The 13,915-nt window shown below is 46.5% G+C and carries 12 protein-coding genes and 2 rRNA genes; 2 read left to right on the top strand and 12 right to left on the bottom strand.

Going from position 1 to position 13,915, the window contains the following annotated elements; translation table 11 throughout:
* Position 1: 1 nt before the first annotated feature.
* The 5 genes from ACL9RM_RS07825 to ACL9RM_RS07805 all read right to left on the bottom strand — a co-directional run bounded on the left by ACL9RM_RS07825 (position 2) and on the right by ACL9RM_RS07805 (position 5,491).
* Positions 2-2,338 carry an Ig-like domain-containing protein gene (locus ACL9RM_RS07825; RefSeq protein ID WP_250267253.1) on the bottom strand — a complete coding sequence of 779 codons (2,337 nt, stop codon included), beginning with the start codon at positions 2,336-2,338 and terminating at the stop codon, positions 2-4.
* Between the two features lie 316 nt (positions 2,339-2,654).
* Complete coding sequence (locus ACL9RM_RS07820) at positions 2,655-3,116, bottom strand: pyridoxamine 5'-phosphate oxidase family protein (protein WP_250267252.1); 462 nt, start codon at positions 3,114-3,116, stop codon at positions 2,655-2,657.
* A 71-nt stretch (positions 3,117-3,187) separates the two neighbouring features.
* On the bottom strand, positions 3,188-3,412 hold the full coding sequence (locus tag ACL9RM_RS07815; protein ID WP_028541239.1) for a non-oxidative hydroxyarylic acid decarboxylases subunit D: 225 nt from the start codon (positions 3,410-3,412) through the stop codon (positions 3,188-3,190).
* A 41-nt stretch (positions 3,413-3,453) separates the two neighbouring features.
* A complete protein-coding gene (locus ACL9RM_RS07810; RefSeq protein WP_075153600.1) occupies positions 3,454-4,872 on the bottom strand; it encodes a non-oxidative hydroxyarylic acid decarboxylases subunit C in 1,419 nt (472 codons plus the stop codon).
* 28 nt (positions 4,873-4,900) lie between these two features.
* Positions 4,901-5,491: a flavin prenyltransferase UbiX gene (locus ACL9RM_RS07805; RefSeq protein WP_013369033.1), complete on the bottom strand. Its 591-nt coding sequence runs from the start codon at positions 5,489-5,491 to the stop codon at positions 4,901-4,903.
* A gap of 161 nt (positions 5,492-5,652) precedes the next feature.
* Here ACL9RM_RS07805 and ACL9RM_RS07800 point away from each other — a divergent pair, with 161 nt between their 5' ends.
* Positions 5,653-6,558, top strand: coding sequence for a LysR family transcriptional regulator (locus ACL9RM_RS07800; RefSeq protein ID WP_250267251.1), 906 nt, complete (start codon positions 5,653-5,655; stop codon positions 6,556-6,558).
* A 72-nt stretch (positions 6,559-6,630) separates the two neighbouring features.
* Here ACL9RM_RS07800 and ACL9RM_RS07795 read toward each other — a convergent pair whose 3' ends face one another.
* The 5 genes from ACL9RM_RS07795 to ACL9RM_RS07775 all read right to left on the bottom strand — a co-directional run bounded on the left by ACL9RM_RS07795 (position 6,631) and on the right by ACL9RM_RS07775 (position 12,911).
* Positions 6,631-7,815: a response regulator gene (locus tag ACL9RM_RS07795; protein ID WP_025723834.1), complete on the bottom strand. Its 1,185-nt coding sequence runs from the start codon at positions 7,813-7,815 to the stop codon at positions 6,631-6,633.
* The gene (locus tag ACL9RM_RS07790; protein ID WP_414126299.1) at positions 7,796-9,592 is read right to left on the bottom strand and encodes a sensor histidine kinase; all 1,797 of its coding nucleotides are present in this window, start codon (positions 9,590-9,592) and stop codon (positions 7,796-7,798) included. Before ACL9RM_RS07790 ends, ACL9RM_RS07795 begins: the two co-directional genes overlap by 20 nt.
* A 30-nt stretch (positions 9,593-9,622) precedes the next feature.
* On the bottom strand, positions 9,623-10,447 hold the full coding sequence (locus ACL9RM_RS07785; protein WP_043882033.1) for a carbohydrate ABC transporter permease: 825 nt from the start codon (positions 10,445-10,447) through the stop codon (positions 9,623-9,625).
* Positions 10,448-10,461: 14 nt separating this feature from the next.
* Positions 10,462-11,352 (bottom strand): carbohydrate ABC transporter permease, encoded by an 891-nt coding sequence (locus ACL9RM_RS07780; RefSeq protein ID WP_061832099.1) that lies wholly within the window; start codon positions 11,350-11,352, stop codon positions 10,462-10,464.
* A gap of 227 nt (positions 11,353-11,579) precedes the next feature.
* On the bottom strand, positions 11,580-12,911 hold the full coding sequence (locus ACL9RM_RS07775; RefSeq protein ID WP_414126300.1) for an extracellular solute-binding protein: 1,332 nt from the start codon (positions 12,909-12,911) through the stop codon (positions 11,580-11,582).
* 294 nt (positions 12,912-13,205) lie between these two features.
* Here ACL9RM_RS07775 and ACL9RM_RS07770 point away from each other — a divergent pair, with 294 nt between their 5' ends.
* Positions 13,206-13,364, top strand: a complete 159-nt coding sequence (locus ACL9RM_RS07770) for a hypothetical protein (RefSeq protein ID WP_165147892.1) — start codon at positions 13,206-13,208, stop codon at positions 13,362-13,364.
* Between the two features lie 179 nt (positions 13,365-13,543).
* Here ACL9RM_RS07770 and rrf read toward each other — a convergent pair.
* Both rrf and ACL9RM_RS07760 read right to left on the bottom strand, forming a co-directional pair.
* Positions 13,544-13,660: ribosomal RNA gene (rrf, locus tag ACL9RM_RS07765) — 5S ribosomal RNA — on the bottom strand.
* A gap of 77 nt (positions 13,661-13,737) precedes the next feature.
* Positions 13,738-13,915 (bottom strand): 23S ribosomal RNA (locus ACL9RM_RS07760); the annotation flags it as partial.

Here is a 13,915-nt window from a genome sequence, read left to right as displayed (position 1 = left end):
TTTACTGAACGGTTACCTGTACCTTCGTCATTTTACCTGCATATTTCACAGTAATTACAGCTTTACCCTTGCCCTGTGCCTTAATGTTACCGTCTTTGACGGTCGCAACAATAATTCTGGACGAGGACCAGACAGCCGGTTTGGAGACATCCTTCTCCGACTCATCCTTATACGTGGCTGTAGCCGTAACCTTAGCCAGCTGTCCTGCCTTCAAATTCAATGCGACTTCGTCTGTTTGCAGGTATTTAAGCGTATCAACATCCACAGGTACGCTGATTACCTTCCCGCCAAATTTCGCCTGAATGTTAGCTTTACCGTAGCTAACCGCGGTAACCTGACCCTTTTTAACAGTGGCTACCTTATAATTCGACGTTTTCCATTCAGCTTGGGCCGTAACGTCCTTTTCTTTACCATCACTCGATTTAACCACAATCGCGATGGTTTTTTGATCTCCAGATTTGAGCGATAGCGCGATTGCATCCGCTTCAATCTTTTGCGCTACGTCCACTTCTACCGTAAACGTAATGTTTTGCTTGCCATATGAAGCAGTCACAGTTGCCTTACCGCTACCATTCGCTTTAATCAAACCTTCGCTAACCTCAACCACTTTTACATTGCTAGTTGTCCAGGTGGCGTCCTTAGTTACATCTGTTTTTGTACCGCCACTCTTAACTCCTGTTACTTTCAGTTGCTTCGTTTCCTGAGCACCAAGCGCAATTACACGCGAGTCTGTTTCCAGACGGTCTACAAGGCCTACTTGCACGTTAATCGTCAGTTTTTTGCCATTATAGGTCGCTGTAATAACCGCTTTACCAGCGGATTTACCCGTAATCGTTCCTTTGGACACAGAGGCAATATCTTCTGCACTTGAAGTCCATTCTGCATCCTGTGTTACATCTTCTTTACGTCCATCCGCATAAGTAGCCGTCAAAGTTGCAGTATAGTCCTCATCAATATCAATCGTTGCCGTTTTGGAGGACAGAGACAGATCACCGGGTACATTTACGGATACCGTAGCTGTAACTGTTTTTCCACCATAAGAAGCGGTGATCGTAGCCTCACCTGTTTTATAACCCGTGACTTCTCCCGCACTGACAAAAGCGATATCTTCATTGCTGGACTTCCACTCTGCCTTACTTGTGATATCTTCTTCCGTACCTGTTACATACGTTGCGGTCAGCTTGAGCTTTTTGGATTCCTTGGCATTCAGACTCAGCTTGTCCTCACTCAAATCCAGATATCTGGAGGTTTCGACATCTGTCTTGATCGAAACGGCCTTATCTCCATACTTAGCGGTCACCGTAGCCGAACCCGCTCCAATAGCCATAATCGTTCCCTTATTCACAGTCGCAATTTTTTCATCGCTTGATGTCCAAGTAGCTTTATCTGTGATATCTGTTACCGTTCCATCCGGGTACACAGCAGACACCTGTATTTTCTTAGATTCATCCAAACGGAGAAAAATATTGGTTTCGCTGGCTTTCAGCTTATTCGTCTGATCCACATCCACTGCAATCGTAGCGGACATCGTGCCATATTTACCTGTAATTGTCGCCTTCCCTGTGCTATAGCCGGTAATAGTGCCTTTCAGAACATCTGCCACGGCTGTATTGCTGGAGCTCCACTCGGCAGACTCTGTAACATCCTGAATTGATCCATCCGGGAACGTTGCTGTCAATTTAACTTTCTCCGTATCTTTCAACAAAAGAGAAACCTCTGATGTACTGGCATCCAGCCGTTTAACCTGCTCCACCTGTACAGCAATCGTTACGGTCTGTTGTCCATATACAGCCTTAATATTGGCTGTACCGGCTCCTTGAGCGGTAACCAATCCGTTGACTACAGTCGCTACCTTCTGATTATCCGAAGTCCAGGCCGCATCGCCTGAAACCTGAGCTGTTGTATTATCACTGTAAGTCGCTGTCAGATCAATCTGTCCTGTACCGCTTGAACGCAAGTTCAGGCTTTGTACACTGGATGTCAGCGCCTTAACCTTTTTCGTGACATGTACCTGAACCGATTGCACCTTCTCTTTATAGGTCGCAACCACGGTGGCTTCCCCTTCAGCCTTAGCCGAAACTGTACCATTATACACAGTAGCAATAGCTGTATTATCACTTTTCCATTCCGTGCTTACGGTTACATTCGAGGTTGTCCCATCGCTAAAAACAGCAGTAGCCGTCAACGCAGCCGTATCTCCCTGCTGCAAAGTTACCTCGTTAGAGGAAAGGACAATCTTGGAAAGCACCGCATCCGCAGCAGATGCAAATCCTGCATATGATGTAAAACTTGAAATCAGGATGACCAACGCCAGAAAACCGGACCATCTATTCTTCAAAATCTAATTCCCTCCCATTTCAAAACTTAAATTAAGGATTTCGCAAAATCCTTACACCTACGTTTTATGTCGTCATATGGAAAAGAATAGTTTAGGCTTCGAAGGAAATTTGGTCCTTATTAACTAGATCGTCTCTGATAAAGATTAGACATTACAATTTGTGTAGCTTTAGAGCCATAGTGAAGAGTTTTCTCAACAGATCCACAATCTCGCATTTACAAACAGCTATATGCTGCTGCGCGAACTCTTAAATGATGGTATTCTTCCATATTAGGAGCCAGTTGGTGCATATAAACGACGGAGTAATCAGATGGCTTTACATTAACAGCTCAGCCACCGTTTCCTTCCAACGATGGATCACCGATTCCGGTTCCTTGAGACGGACTGTGACACCTGTCAAGATATCCGCATATTGGGCCGAATCTTCTATGGCTGCAAAAACATGAGCCGCAAATCGCTCACGTACATGCTTGGCTCCGGGCAAAGCAGACAGATGTTCCAGCGACAACCGCACATAATGTGCCTTCCCTCCGGTGAACACCGCAAGCGTCGCCTTCCCAGTACGGATCATGTTGCCTGTCGTGGTCGTACCCGGCCATAGTGCCAGACGCAAATTCCCCTCGTCCAGCGCTACAACCTCGCCCACACTAATCATCGCTATGTGCGGCCACTGATCTTCCGTGACCGTCAGCAGCATCATTGCTTCATGCTGCTTGTCCTTCAACTCCTTACCGTCCAACAGCGTAAACAGTTCCTTACCGATCCTTGGTGTCTGCATGAAGTATATTCCCCTTTACTTTTGGCCTATAACTTCAAAGTACCATAATTTACGGCTACTTACGAACGACCCTATATCCGCTCTGGAATAGGAGGAACATGAGCAGCATTGGGAATATCTTGGGGGTTTACCTTGAACGCCGATTTATACTTTGCTGGATCCGTAATACTATCCGGTTCTGAGGTACGCCATGTGAACAGGCATACAGGGCACAACAAAACCTCCCAGGCGCCTTTAACTGGCGAGCGGGTAACAACTTCTGAACGATTAGATTCACAACGGGGACAAATATGCATCTGTCAGCACTCCTTTAATCTTTCTTTATTTTTAAAAATATTCAGCGAAGCATTTGGCTCAACTTTTTCTCCCATTCTGCTACACCCAACGGAGAATCGAGTGACTGCGAGTAATGTCCTCTAATATCCGGTGCTACAGGTGTCGTCGCATCCAATATCATTTTGTGCGTCATACCTGCCGGATCAGAGCCGGGGTCCAGCGGTAAAATAGACAAGCCAGGAACAATGACAGCATCATGCTTTGGATGAAGCTTGGTGGATAAAGCCCACATGACCTGCGGCAGATTGAACGGATCGACCTCCTCATCCACCACAATCACGAGCTTGCAATACCCCAATCCATGCGGAGTCGTTAACGCACGCATTCCCACAGCCTTTGCAAAGCCGCCATACCGGGTTTTCGTGGAAATAATAGCGACCAGCCCATGCGTATACATGGCATTAACAGCCACGATTTCATTAGGAAAAGCATCCTTAAGCTGCTGAAACAGCGGTACACTTGTATTCACACCGATCATATAATCCGTTTCGGTCCAAGGCATCCCGATGTACAGATGCTCAAAGATAGGCTGTTTGCGGTGATATACACGATTAATCTGAATGACTGGCATCGCGCGGCCGCCGGAATAGTGACCTGTGAATTCACCGAATGGACCTTCATACTCACGTTCACCTGCTAACACTTCGCCTTCCAAAATGACCTCGGCTCCCCAAGGCAGATCCAGATCTGCATCCTTCGCTTTGACCACACGATAAGGCTCACCCTGAATGGCGCCCGCCATCTCATATTCGGATTGATCGTACAGCAACGGCGTAGAAGCAGCCGTTGTAATCACAGGCTCACATCCGAGGGCAATAGCCACCTTCAGATTTTCTCCGCGCTCCTCAGCCTGACGGATATGGATCGCAATATCATGCTGTGGTACAGGCTGGATGCCCAAACGGTTCTTGCCTTTCACCTGCATCCGGTATAAGCCGACATTTTGCTTACCGTAGGTGTCCGGGTCATCCAGATCGCGTGAAACTAGAATTGCTTTATCCAGATAAAACCCTCCGTCCCCCTGATTCAAACGAAACAACGGCAAAATATCAAACAAATTAATATCCTCTGTAATCTCGACTTCATGAAAGGGTGCGGTTTCTTCCCGCTTCACGGGCACCGGAAATTGTTCATAGCGTCTGGCAAATTCAAAAAACTGCTCCTTGAGCGGCGTGTTTTTGGGCATTCCCATCATGAGGGCATGATTGGGCCAGGAGCCCATCACATTCATTGCAATACGAGCATCCGTATATCCATAGATGTTGTTGAAAAAGAGAGCAGGCGTCTTATCTCCAAGATTGTTTAATGCTCTGTTAGCTGCTGCGAGGTCCGGCTCCGGCTTTACCTCATCGCTGATCGTGAGTAATTGTCCCTCCTTTTCCAAGGTGTGTAGAAAATCGCGAAAGTCTTTATAAGCCATTATTCATTCTCCTTCGTCTTTCGATTTTTCAATTCTGGTGCAGCCTGGAGTCATTCTGCTTCATTCCATCCCAGCGTTTGGCTGCGGTTGTGACAATACCGAACTGATCCAATGCGCGAAAAACAATATGATCCACCAATTCCTCGATACTTGCAGGATGATTATAAAAGGCAGGCATCGGCGGCAGGATCATCACGCCCATACGTGACAGCTCCAGCATATTTTCCAGATGGATACTGCTTAATGGTGTTTCTCTGGTCATGAGCAGCAGCTTCTTTCGCTCCTTCAGTATCACATCCGCCGATCGGGTAAGCAGGTTGTCCGCCATACCAATACGAATGGAGGCAAGGGTCTTCATGCTGCAAGGAGCGACGACCATGCCGTCTACTCGAAAGGAGCCGCTGGAAATACGCGCAGCCTGATCCTTATACGAGTAGACCGCATCCGCCATTGCCTCCACTTCCTTCACCGTGTAGCCTGTCTCATAGGGGATGTTCGCAATAGCCCACGGGGATAGCACCAGATGGCTTTGGACTCCAGCCTCTCGTAATTGTTGTAATATACGGATACCAAAGATCGACCCGGTCGCTCCCGATATTCCTACAATGATTTTCTTCATATGTCCCCTCCTTCCATCCCATCGTTTTATGTTCACCCATGCATTACTGTCAAAAATTATACGCCCGTTCCCTGCACACGAAAAATATATATAATATATGTAATGCATACTTTAAAAGTATTCAAATCGAAGCGTTGTTTAGAAATGAGGAGGAATCCCCAATGGACTTGAAGCATCTGCATTACTTTTGCGTCATCGTGGAGGAAGGGCAAATCACCAAGGCCGCTAGAACGCTGAACATGGCCCAGCCTCCACTGAGTCAACAACTCAAAAATATGGAGGACGAGCTTGGTGTAAAGCTGATTTACCGTGAAGGAAAGAAGTGGGAAGTTACCGAGGCCGGGTATACACTGTATACACGCGCCAAACGATTATTGGCTGAAATGGAGGACACCTGTAGAGAAATTGGGGAGTTTGAAAACAAAGTAACCGGCACACTTGCTATAGGCACGTCATCCGCCTGTATGTCTCTGATTACTGAACAACTCAGCCGCTTTCATCAGGTTTATCCAGAGGTATACGTTAAAATAGGACACGGAGACACACATCATCTGGAAGAGCTGCTGCACCAAAATAAAGTTGATCTGGCCCTGCTGCTGCTTCCGGTAGATGACAAATCGTACCATACGATTGAACTGGAGGGCGTTTCTTTTGTTGCGGTTCTTCCGTGTGAATGGGCAGATCGCCATCCCAGTGGGGAAATTACCTTACAGGAAGCTGCCAGCTATGACCTCTTGTTGGGACGCCGAACAGAAGGACACGGACTATACGAAACCGTCATCCGCAAATTTCAGGAACACCATCTTATTCCGCGCGTCGTACTGGACTGTCCAGAAATATCGACCATTCTCTCGCTCGTTTCCACAGGCATGGGAATTACCATTATTCCAGACGCTGGCTTGGGACAAGAATACGGGGACAGATTTCGCACACTCTCCATTAAGGAGCCATTCCCTTTCACACAGCCTGCCGTCGTATGGCGCAAAGATCGTTATTTATCCAATGCAGCTCGCAAATTTGTTGAACTGTTACAAGCTGGAGACATGAAAAAGACTGTTCCCGAGTAGATGCTCTACCGCTCTACTCCTGAAACAGTCTGATGCTAGATGAACTTCCTTCATTCGGTCATTGATACCGCCTTACTTGACTCCTTGATGCCGATACTCGGTTGGAGTCATTCCACATTTGCGCCGGAATACCTGTGTAAAATGCCGCATATCCTGATAGCCGATCCGCTCCGAAATATCAGCCAGCCGCAGATGAGGATCACTGAGCAGACGCTTCGCCTCCTCCATACGCAGGCAAATGACGTAATCCTTGTAGCCTTGTCCCGTCTTTTGCTTGAATAACTGGCTGAAATACACCGGATTCAAAAATACGATTGAAGCCACCTTCTCCAGCGACAGCTCCTCTGTGAAGTGAGCCCGAATGTATTGCAATGCCACATCTACCGTATGCATGCCTTTGCGGAGACATTCTCCTGTATCCGCTGCTGCGGCTGCAATCTCCTCCGGTGTACGTCTTAATCGCGCCACCTCTTCAGGTATGGAGGCAAAATTGTGATGAACACCCGAACGTGTAATTTGTAGGGGCACCTTCACATAACGCTTCAGATGGGATTCGAGCAACGTCTCTAGCCGTGCGGCCTCCGCCTCATCCCTTAGCCTTGCAATGCCCAGCAGACTATGGCGGTCTAGACTGACGACAAAGCCGCTGCCTCCTGCCTCAATGAGCTCGGACAGTACATTTTCAATCATAAAATGCTCCAGATGCGTCTGCTTGTGATCAGGTTCCATGCGAACCATGAAGAGATGGAATTCCGGATAATTTTCGACAAAAGGCTGTATATCCAGCTTGCCCGTGTCCAGTCCAAGGGCATAGCGTTGGAAAACGGCTTCGCGCAAATAAACCATATTGGATTTGAGAAGCCTACCCTCGTTCGCCTGCTGCGAGGCCACAAGCGCTTCGGCTGCCAGTATTTCAATGCATTCCAGCAGCTTTCTTTTACCAATCGGCTTTAACAGGTAGTCTTTGGCACCCAGCTTTACTGCTCTTTGTGCATAATGGAAGTCGGAATGGGCCGAAATGACAACCCACTGCAGATGAGGATGCTTTCGCTTAGAAATACGCATGAATTCCAGACCATCCATACCGGGCATCAGGATATCAGTTAATACAATATCTACAGGATGCTCCGCCAGAATGCCTGCTGCCTCCTCGGTGGAAGCAGCGAGATGAATGCCGCAGGTTGGTAGAGCTTGGCCAATGGTACGCCGAATCCCCTGCCGAATCATATTTTCATCGTCAGCTATCAGAATATTCATGTTTCTCCTCCTTCTGTGGCAGAGGCACACTTACAGTGACTGTTGTTCCGGCCCCAGGTACGCTAGAGATCCGTAGGCCGTACTCTTCTCCGAACATGTGCCGTAGCCGTAAATTTAGGTTTTGCAGGCCGATGCCTCCCGCCTGCCCGCTGCCCGCCTGTTTGCCGGGTTCTGCCAAAGCGACCTGGACCACCTCCCATCGTTCGTACTCCATCCCTGCACCGTTGTCGATGATGTGCAGGCTTAATACACCGCCATATTCCTCCGCTCTGACGAGCAGCTTGCCACCTGTATCCACATGAAGAGGCTCCAGTCCGTGCTTCACCGCATTTTCAATCAATGGCTGTAAGGTCATTTTCGGCAAGCGGATATCCATCCATCGTTCTTCAATATTGATGTCTACGGATACCCTGCCCTCCAGCCGGGCTTGGATAATGGTAAGATAGTGGCCAACCTGCTCCACTTCTTCACGAAGGCTTACATCGGTCCCCTCTTCCCAATGGCTGCTGTAACGGAACATATGGGATAAGGAGAGAACCACCTCTCCGAGCTGATCTTGTCCCTTTTCATCCAGCATCCAATAGATCATATCCAGCGTATTATACAGAAAATGTGGATTGACCTGCGTCTGTAGCGCGTGCAGCTCCGCATTTTTTTCACTGACCGATGATATACGCACCAGCTCGATTAGCTCTGCAATCCGTCTTACCATATGGTTAAAAGAGGTAGCTAGTTGATTGATTTCTTCATAGGATTTGGTGTTTACCGTATGGCGGAAATTTCCTGTCTCTACCCGCTTCATTTCCCGAATGACTCGCTTGAGTGGAAGGGAGATGCCCCTGGAGACGATAGATGCAATTAACGCCGACACAATAATAAGTATAGGTGCCACGATAAATAAGTACCTTTGATTTTGCACCAGCTCCACGTTCAGATCCTCACTAGGTGTCACACTAATCACAGACCAGTCGGCAAACGGCAACTTGGAAGCGATTACAACTCTTTCATTACTTCGATTTACAATAACATCCTCCTCTGGTACCTGCTGCTCTAGATTTTGCAAATCCGGTGGCGGATCAGAGGAAGTGGCCGACACAATTCGATTTTCATGACCCAACAAATATACCTGACTATTGGTGCCTAACCGCAAATTGTGGAGAGCGGACAAAACAGAACGCGGCTCAGCCTCAAACAGGACAATACCAATCGGCTTGTGTTCATCCAGATCATAGAGCTGCCGTCCAAACGCAAACACGGGTCTGGTTTCCACCTGATCAATGACAGAGTGAGGATACACGCCCAGCCATGCAATTTTGCCCGCCGACTTTCGAATTTCCTTATACCATTCCGTATGTTCGTAATGAGTATCAATGACATTCATATAATTGCCATAGTTATATACCTTGCCTGTGTCTGTGATGACATGGATGCCAATCAGATCCTCACGCGAATAATAGATAGCCCCCAGAATATTCGTAATCGTACGTTCGTTGATGTAATTGACAGCAGGTAAATCACTACTATCCGTCGTCAACAGACGAACCAAATCCATATTGTTGCTGATCGATTTGGAGAGACTGTTATAGCTGCCGAGTAGCAATTCGAACAGGCCTGCCGTCTGGGATACATTTTTACGCGCTAGCTCGCTGACCTTATCATGGAACTGCACCGTAGTACGGTTGTAAAATAATAGACTGACCGCCAGCACAATGCCGGACATGCTCAATAGGAACAGAACAAACAAGCGGTATTGAATGGATTGAAAACGGCGCGTCATACCTCCGTGCGCTCCTTTCGCATCGGCCACCTATCCTTTAACCGCTCCCGCAACCATGCCCTTGGTGATATTTTCGGACAGAACAAAATAAATAATAATGACCGGTAAGGCACCCATGACTAGAAAAGCACCAATATTACCGTAGTTCACAGAATACTGGCTGACGAACGTATATACGCCGAAAGGGAGAGTTTTGAGCTTCTCGGACGAGATAAAGGTGGCAGCCATAATGTATTCATTCCAGATGTTAATGAAAGTTAAAATACATACCGTCATGATAGGCGGAATCGAGATGGGTAAGATTACACTGCGGAAAATACGATAAATGCTTGCTCCGTCAATGTAAGCGGATTCTTCAATTTCGTGGGGAATGGACCGCATAAAGCCGGATAGGATGAAGACCGCAATCGGTGTCTGAAAAGCAATGTAGGGTAAAATCAGTGAGAAATACGTATTCAGAATATGGACGTTTTTAAACATCACCATCAGCGGCAGCAGTGTGGCTTGCATCGGGATCATCATCCCGATCAAAAACAAAGTCAGCACAACAGCCCCGAAGCGCCAACGAAAACGTGTAATCGCATAAGCAGTCATCGAGCTTAATAAAATGACGAAAATCATCGTAACCCCGGTCACCAGCACACTGTTTCCTAAATAACGCAAGTAGCTCCCTGATTCATAAGCTTCCTGATAGTTGTGCCACTGGGGCACTTGAGGAAGTGCAAAGAAACTTGAGCTCAATATCTCTTCATTCGTCTTCAACGAATAGGTCAGCAGCCAAAAGAGTGGATACAGCTGCGTGACAATTAAGATTGCCAATAAGGAAAAGACTCCCGTTTTTTTCAAGGCATTCAACAGTTCCATCTCCTTTAGCTTACCTTATTTTCGATTCGTTTGAAAACAAAATTTATCACAATTGTAAATGACAAGCAAATCACTACGAGAATTGAAGCCAATGCGCTGCCATATCCGTATTTCATCGATAAAAAGGACATATTGTACATATACGTGGATACTGTATCCGTCGCATGGGCTGGTCCTCCACCCGTCATCACCCAGATCAAATCAAACGATTGCAGGGAGCCGATAAATGCTAATACAATTGATATCTTGAAAATAGGTACAATGAGCGGCAGCGTAATATAGCGGTCTGCTTTGAATCCTTCAGCTCCATCAATTTTGGCTGCTTCGTACAGCTCATTCGGTATATTTTGAACCCCGGTAAACTGGATAAGCAAATGATAGCCAAAATACTGCCACAACGATACAAAATAGAGGGCGTACATCGCTATCTGCGGTTCCGTCAGCCATGAGCGTGTCCAGCTTTCCAGCCCAATCGCCATCAAAATACCGTTCAGCATTCCACCCATCGAGGCCGGATTATAAATCGTCTTCCACAGCTGCCCGATAATGACCACTGACAGAATAACCGGCAGAAAATACATCGTAACCAGCGTATTGGCCTTACGCACATAACGATTAAGCAAGATCGCCAGCAGCAGACAGAACGGAATCTCCAGCATGGAAAACACAGCAAACATCATAGTCCGTTTCACGGATGGCCAGAATACTGAATCTGCTGTAAAAATCCGCTCAAAATTAGCCAGCCCCACGAACTTTGCCTCGGCAATACCGTTCCAATCCAGCAATCCACAATACACCGACACCAGAATCGGAACAAATACCATACAGGTATACAACAACAGGCAGGGTAGCACGAAAACGGCAATGGTACGTGCTGGCACCTTCAGTACATTCATGCTCTAATCTCCTTTGTGTTGATTCTGAACATCTTCTGAGGATGCACAACCTACATGATTTCCAATCAGGGAAGGAGCATTTCGCCCCCTCCCTAGTGCCTGCTACTTCAGGATTTTGCAAAATTCAATGCCAGTCGCTCCAAAGTGTAATATCTAGACGAACCAGGCCAATTTGATCTATATATTGTTCATTGGGAGTCGCTTATTGGATTTTTGCAAAACCTCACTTATTTATTCGCTTCAAAAGTGTTCTGATGTTCCTTGGCAACTTGTGCAGAGTCTTCCTTTTGTACGAACAGGTTTTGAATGCTACTCAGATGCGCCTGCGCAATAGCCGGATTCATCGTATTATCAAAAGCGAGATCGCCCCCTTTTACATTCTTGAACAGCTCATTAAGACTAATCGCTAACTCGGAGTAGCCCGCTTCCTTCAGATCACCTTTCATTTTCTGACCGCTACCAATCGCATTTTTCAGATCAAACTGAATTTTGGGCATCTCCTTAATAAAATAGTGCAGAAAATCCTTCGTTTCCTGTAAATGTTTACTGTTCGCAGATACCGCAAATGCGCTGCCCGGCGCAATTACATACTCATTCACATCACCCTTGCCATTCACCGTAGGGAATTGAAACGCTCCTACCTTACCCGCTACCGAAGAAGCATCAATTGACCCCGTTTCCCATGTACCCATGATATACATCGCGGCTTTTCCTGTTTTAAAAATATTACCGCCTGCATTGTAGTCAATAGATGTAGCTCCATCCGGGAAAGCTCCTGCCTGCACCAATTCCTGAAATGCATCCACCGCTTCCACAAAAGCCGGGTCGTTAAACGTCTTTTTGCCGTCCAGTACATCATTGAGAAAATTCGGTCCTTCATTCGTACGCAACAAAATGTTCATAAAAAGGAGGGACCCCGTCCATGAATCCTTTTCCCCAATGGCAATCGGAGTAATTCCCTTCGCCTTCAGCGTTTTGACCGTCGTAATCAGCTCCTCAAAGGTGGTCGGCAACTTCTGGATTCCCGCCTGCTTGAACAGTTCCTTATTGTAAAACACCACTTCTATATTGTTGCCATCCGGAAAAGCGTAGAGCTTATCGTCGAAACTATAGTAATTAAGAAGTCCATTCTGAAACGTATCTTTTAGCCCCTCTTTATCAGCCACATCGTTTAATGGAGCCAGCAGCCCGGCATCTACGAATGGCTTCATCTGTGCAGCCGGGTTTACAATCGTGATATCAGGTACTTCTTTCGCCGCTGCCTGTGTTTTCAGCTTAAGCTTTTGTTGATCTGTATTTAGCGAATCCAATTCAATTTTGACATGAGGATGATCCTGCTCGTATTGACCTACAATTTGCTTAATCATTTTGTACGAAGGGGTGCTCGGATCAGGATTAATGTTCTGAAAGGTAATCGTAACATCTTTCGTTTCGGTGCCTCTGCTCGGTTCTCCTGAATTTCCCGGACTTGCGCTTTGTCCGTTATTACAAGCTGCCAGCGTCAATGCCAAGGCGCTCACCATCACAATGGCAAACGCTTTCATTTTTGTTCTGCTCATGGTCCTTTTCCTCCTCTTGTTGAAGCATTGCGCAATTTGCCCTCCTTATTGGTGGACACTCAATGCCCGCTTGTTCTTTTCATTATGTTCCATAGAAAAGACGTGAACAATGCGTGAACTTAAGGAGAAGGGTTTGTTTTTTCAAGCCCTCATTTGCGTGCTTCAAAATTCTTTCATATCATAACTTGCAATTTATCTAGAACACAGGCATAATATGAATAAGATCATATTTTGATAATGATTATCATTATTAAATGATAAATACACATATACTTTAAAGGAGGCAGGACCGCAGTGAAAGAAACTTTCAGTAAAACCTCCCTGCATATTGATGATTATTTGGACCTTCTCAATCTTGCCGTACAAGTCGGAGATACCAAGTGGCAAAAAGAAATTACCCGTAAACTTCAAGCCTTGAGTGTCCTTCAGACAGAACAGGTTGAAATAGATTAACTTCCCCAGTTAATACTGTCCTTAGTTAAAAATGCTGACTAAGCACCACTATACAAAGGACAACCAGGATACCGTACAACTTTTGACCGAATCCATGAGAAAGATCTTTCATGTGAATGATAAATGAATCGGTTATAGGAAAAAGAGCACAGCCCGTTAAGGCTGTGCTCTTTTATCTTGCTTGGCGACGTCCTACTCTCCCAGGACCCTGCGGTCCAAGTACCATCGGCGCTGGAGGGCTTAACGGTCGTGTTCGGGATGGGTACGTGTGGAACCCCTCCGCTATCGCCACCAAACATGAATTTGCTGTGCAAATTCTACTTTCAAGGTTACACCCTGAAAACTGGATCCGAAACTCATTTGCGTTTTATCTTAGGATAAGCCCTCGACCGATTAGTATTGGTCAGCTCCATGCATTACTGCACTTCCACCCCCAACCTATCTACCTCGTCGTCTTCAAGGGGTCTTACTAATTGGGAAATCTCATCTTGAGGGGGGCTTCACGCTTAGATGCTTTCAGCGCTTATCCCTTCCGTACATAGCTACCCAGC

Source organism: Paenibacillus sp. S29 (assembly GCF_049319765.1).
GTDB lineage: Bacteria > Bacillota > Bacilli > Paenibacillales > Paenibacillaceae > Paenibacillus > Paenibacillus polymyxa_B.
Note: the sequence above shows the minus strand (reverse complement) of the source record. Positions and strands in the feature narration are given on the sequence as shown.

Coding starts and splice junctions, on each gene's coding strand:
- ACL9RM_RS07820 (WP_250267252.1), bottom strand. CDS start 3,116: ATGCAGACACCAAGGATCGGTAAGGAACTGTTTACGCTGTTGGACGGT.
- ACL9RM_RS07815 (WP_028541239.1), bottom strand. CDS start 3,412: ATGCATATTTGTCCCCGTTGTGAATCTAATCGTTCAGAAGTTGTTACC.
- ACL9RM_RS07810 (WP_075153600.1), bottom strand. CDS start 4,872: ATGGCTTATAAAGACTTTCGCGATTTTCTACACACCTTGGAAAAGGAG.
- ACL9RM_RS07805 (WP_013369033.1), bottom strand. CDS start 5,491: ATGAAGAAAATCATTGTAGGAATATCGGGAGCGACCGGGTCGATCTTT.
- ACL9RM_RS07800 (WP_250267251.1), top strand. CDS start 5,653: ATGGACTTGAAGCATCTGCATTACTTTTGCGTCATCGTGGAGGAAGGG.
- ACL9RM_RS07795 (WP_025723834.1), bottom strand. CDS start 7,815: ATGAATATTCTGATAGCTGACGATGAAAATATGATTCGGCAGGGGATT.
- ACL9RM_RS07790 (WP_414126299.1), bottom strand. CDS start 9,592: ATGACGCGCCGTTTTCAATCCATTCAATACCGCTTGTTTGTTCTGTTC.
- ACL9RM_RS07780 (WP_061832099.1), bottom strand. CDS start 11,352: ATGAATGTACTGAAGGTGCCAGCACGTACCATTGCCGTTTTCGTGCTA.
- ACL9RM_RS07775 (WP_414126300.1), bottom strand. CDS start 12,911: ATGAGCAGAACAAAAATGAAAGCGTTTGCCATTGTGATGGTGAGCGCC.